Here is a 5,857-nt window from a genome sequence, read left to right on the forward strand (position 1 = left end):
CATTATGTAATTATTGATTCCATCAATACGGGATAACATAACATACTTACCATTGATCTTCCTGGGAAATATAGCCAGATTCTTGTTAATGGCCGCGTTTCCACGAAGCGGTGACATCTTAAAATGAAGGAAGTCGGTCGTTTCAATTACATGCGGTAAAATAAAAGAACCGTCATAGGCCGTATAAGTGGCAAGATAGGTGGCGGAACCATCTTCCCTGATAAATTTTACAAACCGTGCATCCTCAATTCCATTCTTTTCTGTTAAGGCTATAGGAAAAATAACGCGTTCAGAGAGCAACGTATCGGCTGAAAAATGCAACTCATAACCGGTATTTACCATGGTGAGCATGTCATATTTCAGTTTGCTATTTTGTTGAGTGACCTGTCCTTCGTTCATGTATTTGCCGGACGGTTCAAAATGGATCATAGCATCCTTATCTAATTTCCCACGCTTAAATAACAACGATGAAATATGACCTTCGCCGGTAGCCCTGAAACTTACGATCACATTTTTTTCGCCGGCTGCTGCTCCGGACTGATCCGGATCTTCCACGATAGATGGATTAAACAGGGCTGCGTGTTCCAGGGAATACTCCATGGTAAAATAAGAGCCGATCAATAATTTTTTCTCTTTTGATACCGTATGTAGTTTTTCCTGCGGCAATAAACGTTTTATCAACTCAAAATGTTTATCCAAAATTGCCCGGATATCTATATAGCGATCAGAAAATTCTTTATAAACCTGGAGTAATAGATTATTGGCTTCGTTGTCTGGCATTTGCAGCACCCTGTTAATAAGTGCCAGGGAACGTTCATTGCCTGTATTAAAAAACCGGGGAATAACCTTTCTTGCATCGGGGTACAATCGTACATTAATTCTTTTAACCTGTAATCTCATAGAATGATAATAGTGCAAACAAATGAATAACAGGTGAAGGTAGATCAATAAACCCGGGTATTTTTTAATTTATTGTTGTTCCGCTATTTTCAACGCTTCTTCCAGCCAGTCCTTCCCTTTCGGCAGGTATATTTTAGGGGCTATACCTACATTGTCAATTCCCTGGCCAAGATCAAGACGCCGGCTGCGGGTGATAGGATATTGCAATATATAAGGGTAACATAAAAACGGGACGTTTAGTACATTTGAATAATCAAGGCTGCCTATAGAATTTTCTCCCACCAATGTAACCTTTGAACTTTGCCGTGCCGCCAGTAAAAACTCTTCTGCAGCGCTGCCGCAATCATTGTTGACTATGATGATGATCTTTTTTGGAAACGCTTTTACAGTGAAGGCTGAATCAATTATATCAGCATTACTTACTGCCCACCGTCCTTTTGCTTTTTCCAATAAGGTAAGTTTATTGTTGTAGTAGTCAATTTCTTCTTTGGAGAGTTCTTTATTCTCTAATTGTTTTTTTAAGATGCCGACGTTCGTTTCTGACACTAATGCATCTGCCCCGATCGTTCTAATAGGGTTAGTATAGAAATAAGGAATAAATGGCTCCCAACAAGCGTCTCCCCCGCCCCCATTTCCGCGTACATCCAGAATAAGATTGGGTATTGTGTTTAATAATTGTTCATTCGCTTTTAGTATGGAGTCTATGGGCCGTTTGGCAGCCGGGCCAAAGCTGGACATTTTAATATAAAACGTATTGGCAGAAAGGCTTCGTGCATCTATTGCCGGTGAAGGCTTTTGGGGAGACGCATTTTGAGCAATTTCCTGTTTTACAGATGCTCCCTGGCGCAGCCAATCTCCTGAGATCCTGTTATTATTTTCCCACAGACCAAAATACTGTTCTTCGGGCCGGTGGTTGCGCATATAATACAATCCCTTCATTACACTGTCATTTATCAGCTTGCCTTCACTCTTGATCATGCCTTTTTTCCAGGTTGGTAACTTTGACTCAAGCGTTACCCCCACATAATCATGCAGAGCCGTAGGGTCTTTTATAACAGCAATTTTAATAGAAGAATCGCGCCTGAAATAATAAATACCCTCCCATGACCCTGACTTTTTCAGCCTTGCTATATCCTTGTCTGTAATATTAAAAAGCGGCCGATGGTTAACGAAAGGCGTGTCGATCTTAATACGATCAAAGTTAGACCAATACCCAAGGTGATAACTTTTAAATAAATGGAGGTATTGCGAAATGATCAGAATACAATTGTCGCTGGCAAATTTATTATGGGTAAGCTTCAATAACTGGTCAATCTCTTTCTTATAACCCGCTTCTGTAAGCTTTGCTACATTGTCTGAAAAACCAGCAAAACCATTTTCAACAATGTTTTTAATGTATAAGAATTCCTTTTCACAGGAACAGGTTTGGGAATGTACATTCAGGGTAATTAACAGCAGGGCTGTTATCAGGATATACTTCATAGTTGGCAGGCATTTTATTTTGTGTACCAAATATAATGCATGTCACATGAATTTAATACCCAACATGTTGAACCGCCGCTTTTCCCAATCTTTCAGTTAACTGTGCCAGGTACAAACTGGATGGATCAACAGGTGTGTTATGGGCATCGTAAATACCTTCGGGCAGCAGTGGCTCCGCATCAAAGGGAATGGCTTTTTTTTGTGGTTCTCCTTTGCAACCAATTACCCAGTTGGCCGCCCCTGGCGGTAACTGGTTCAAATAAGATTGTGCACTACAGTTCCATGCTACGGCCCAGCCTATTGCCCATCCATGGCCCGAACCCATAGCGCCCCTGTTCATAAAATCGATGCCGCCATCAGGCACCTGGCAGTTATCTACCAGCAATCCGGTAGCCCATCGCTGGTGTGGTTGTATCCAGCCCTTGCCCCGGAAAGTACAATTCAATAAAACAACAGGACCTGATACCTTGGCGCCGGTAGCAAAGTAAAAAAGATTATCGCCGGTAATATTACATTGATTAAAGAGCAACTGCGCGCCGCTTCCATTTAGATCGGCCGGTTTGGCGGACCCTTTTGTTGGCACCGTATGTACAATGTTAACATGGTCAACAGTTACCCGGTTGGCCGTAATACTGATACTGTTTGTTGTATTCAGGATCTCTATCTTACGCATCCATCCGTCTGTAACCCCACTCATGTTCAAAGCACGATAAAGCCCGTCGTTAATGGTCACTGATTGCGCAGGTGCAACGATCCGCAGGTTCTCAACACCCGTTTCAACAATGATACCACTGGTAGTGATCTTTGTTACCGACACGCCATCTTTACCAAGATATTGCTCATCGTAGGAATCTGTGAGCGGGAAATTGACAGTGACCGTGTTTTTGTTTATCTTTTTAATTACTCTTTCTGTTGTTATTTCACCGGTAACCCAGGTTTGCTTTTTGCCATCCCGCACCAGTTTATCCATTCCCATCAAGTGCACCCAGGCATCGGTTACCGGCCGGGCAATCCGGATGGTATCACCTGCTGCGAATTCTTTTACATGGCGTAATTGAAAACTTATAGCTCCCGAGGGAACATAGGGATCGGCTATGGTAGTTTTTGTATTGGTTGCGTTTGTTGTGACATTGCCTTTTATTACTATACAGGCATGTGGGTTACCGGTCATATTTATTATGGAACCGCTTTCGCCCGAACCACTGCCCTGGAGTACCACACCACTGGTGCTGATGGTTATTGGCCGTTCACAATTATAAGTACCTGCTTGTAACAATACCGCACCACGCACCCCATTCACCATAGGCATACCACTTACCTGGTCAATAGCCTGTTGAATGGCATTGGAATTATCCCCGGCTGTTGTGCTAATGCTGACCTTTACCGGAACAGTTGGGATAGCTACTCCGCCCTCCCGGTAACCGGCATAGGAAAAATCCATTATTCTGTCGCCACGTTCGGTTGTTTTATATTCAAGCTTATTAGCATCGTTCAAATACACCCACTGGCTTTTAACCTGGGCGAATACAGTGAAATTCAGCAAAAGAGTACCGGCACTGAGCAGTAGTTTTTTCATAAAGGCAAACAATTTCATGGCTACAGTTTGATATTGCAAGTAATTACAATAATGGCTGTAACAGGTAAATGGCATTAACCAATCAATAAGCTGAATAACCATCATTTATCCCGGATGTCAGTGCAATTTTAGCGGAAGGCGCACATAAAAATGCCGTCCGATGTGATCGGGACGGCATTTTTTATTATGCATATGGTTATGAAGGCAACGGTGGTAACCATTCGCTTACTGAGGGTACGGTACGACCGGCGGGGCCTGTACCGGTTCCACCCAAAGGACCGGCGTTGTTTCCTTTTCCATCCTGGGTCATGGCATAATTAAGGGTATACAGGGTATGCCACATATCCACATTCAGGCGTGCCGCCGGGATCTGAGGAGTTGTTACCAACAGATTGCCTGCAGGCGCCCCCTGACCATACTGGTATATCGCCATGCTATAGTCGCTTACATGGCTGCCATCGTTTGCATAAGATAACACGTATAGATAGGTGGTATAATTATCGCCTACTGCCGCCACATCGAGGTAAGTAACAGGGGCAGGCAGCAATAAGAACGGTGAAGGCTTGCCCGTGTTATCCTGGAAGCAGTTCACCGGGTTACCATTCAGATCAAATGCCTGCAAACGGGCAATATTAAAACCCTGGCTGCTCAGCTGCTCCAGCACCAGTATGGTGCCGTCGTATGAACTGGTAACAGCCACCGGGGTGAACAACAATCCCGCACGGCCATTGCTATCGTTGAAGTTAAGCGCCTGTCCTGCAAAGCTGAGCGCCAACGGAATATTATTGTCCGCCAGACCAGTGCCGCCTGCCAGCTGCGTGATCATCATTTTACAATACTTTCTATTAACGCCTATCACATACCCGCCCGGGTGCATGGCAATGGAATCGGGGTAATAAGGAAAACGGCCAAAGGAATTTTGATTCGGAGCCATGTTAAAGGGTGTACTGGTGTCCAATGTCACCAATCGAAGATGGTAGCCCCCATCTACATCCTGGTCATTATCAGCTTTGCGCGGGTCAACATAATAATTGCCCAGACTAACATCGGTTGGGTCTGGAACAGGCTTCCCATTGAGGCCAATTACGAATTCACCATTCTGCATTAAGAACTTTGGCGGATATACATCATACACCAGCTCTGATGGCGAGGTAAAACCACAGGATGGAAATTTCACCTCGTTCATGTCGGTACCGGGGATATCGATGTTCTCAAAAGCGTATAGTTGTCCGCCGGCGCCGGTTGAGCAATCGGTAATACCCATGCCCGCAGCCTTCCAGGCCAACCCTATCATCCCACTGCGCTGGCTCAACGCCAAACCCGTCCAGTCTGAAATGGCATTACCGCTTTGGCTGGTATCGGTATTGGCAATGGTAGCATTGGGCGGCGTGGTTTGGGGTATCCAGGTATAGGCATTGTTCTGGTAACCCAGGATGGCCGTATGCGCATATACCGATTTATTGGTAAGCGGTATAGGTTGCTGAAACAGGTATAAGGTAATATTAGCTGTATTGTCTTCATTATTTTCCAGCCAGGAGGTGGTGGCTTTACCGGCCAGCCAGTTGTCGATGTAAAAATCCACTTCAAACTTAACCTGTCCGCCAAGCGTATTGGTAAACTGAGCGCTTAGTGTTGAGGGATAGCTGGAGGGGTTTAACGTAACAGCCGGCGAAGTAATGCTGGGCCTGTTCTGCGCCTGGTAGATCATTTTGGTGACATAGGAAGCCGTCTTTGAACCAGCAGGTAGCGCCGGGAAAGCCCCATGCCGGGGATCGGGATGAATGGTAAGTGTACTGGTTATAGTAGTTGAGATACTGTTCGTGATCATCCACGGCGAGGTGGCCACTTCTATAATGGTCTCCGCCAGTTGCGCAATGGTGGTGGCGATATTAATGGCCA

At 44.9% G+C, this 5,857-nt stretch carries 3 protein-coding genes and 1 pseudogene; all 4 read right to left on the reverse strand.

Annotated elements, in window-relative coordinates; all coding sequences use genetic code 11:
- Nucleotides 1–900, reverse strand: a pseudogene (locus ACJ751_RS18885) (glycosidase); the annotation flags it as partial.
- Nucleotides 901–969: 69 nt separating this feature from the next.
- The gene (locus ACJ751_RS18890) at nt 970–2,382 is read right to left on the reverse strand and encodes a S41 family peptidase (protein ID WP_407747076.1); all 1,413 of its coding nucleotides are present in this window, start codon (nt 2,380–2,382) and stop codon (nt 970–972) included.
- 52 nt (nt 2,383–2,434) lie between these two features.
- Nucleotides 2,435–3,958, reverse strand: coding sequence for a hypothetical protein (locus ACJ751_RS18895; protein ID WP_407747077.1), 1,524 nt, complete (start codon nt 3,956–3,958; stop codon nt 2,435–2,437).
- Nucleotides 3,959–4,154: 196 nt separating this feature from the next.
- Nucleotides 4,155–5,857 (reverse strand): hypothetical protein (locus ACJ751_RS18900; RefSeq protein ID WP_407747078.1); only part of this gene is annotated, 1,703 nt, incomplete at its 5' end.

The organism is Niastella sp. (genome assembly GCF_045805085.1).
In the GTDB taxonomy this organism is placed as follows: domain Bacteria; phylum Bacteroidota; class Bacteroidia; order Chitinophagales; family Chitinophagaceae; genus Niastella.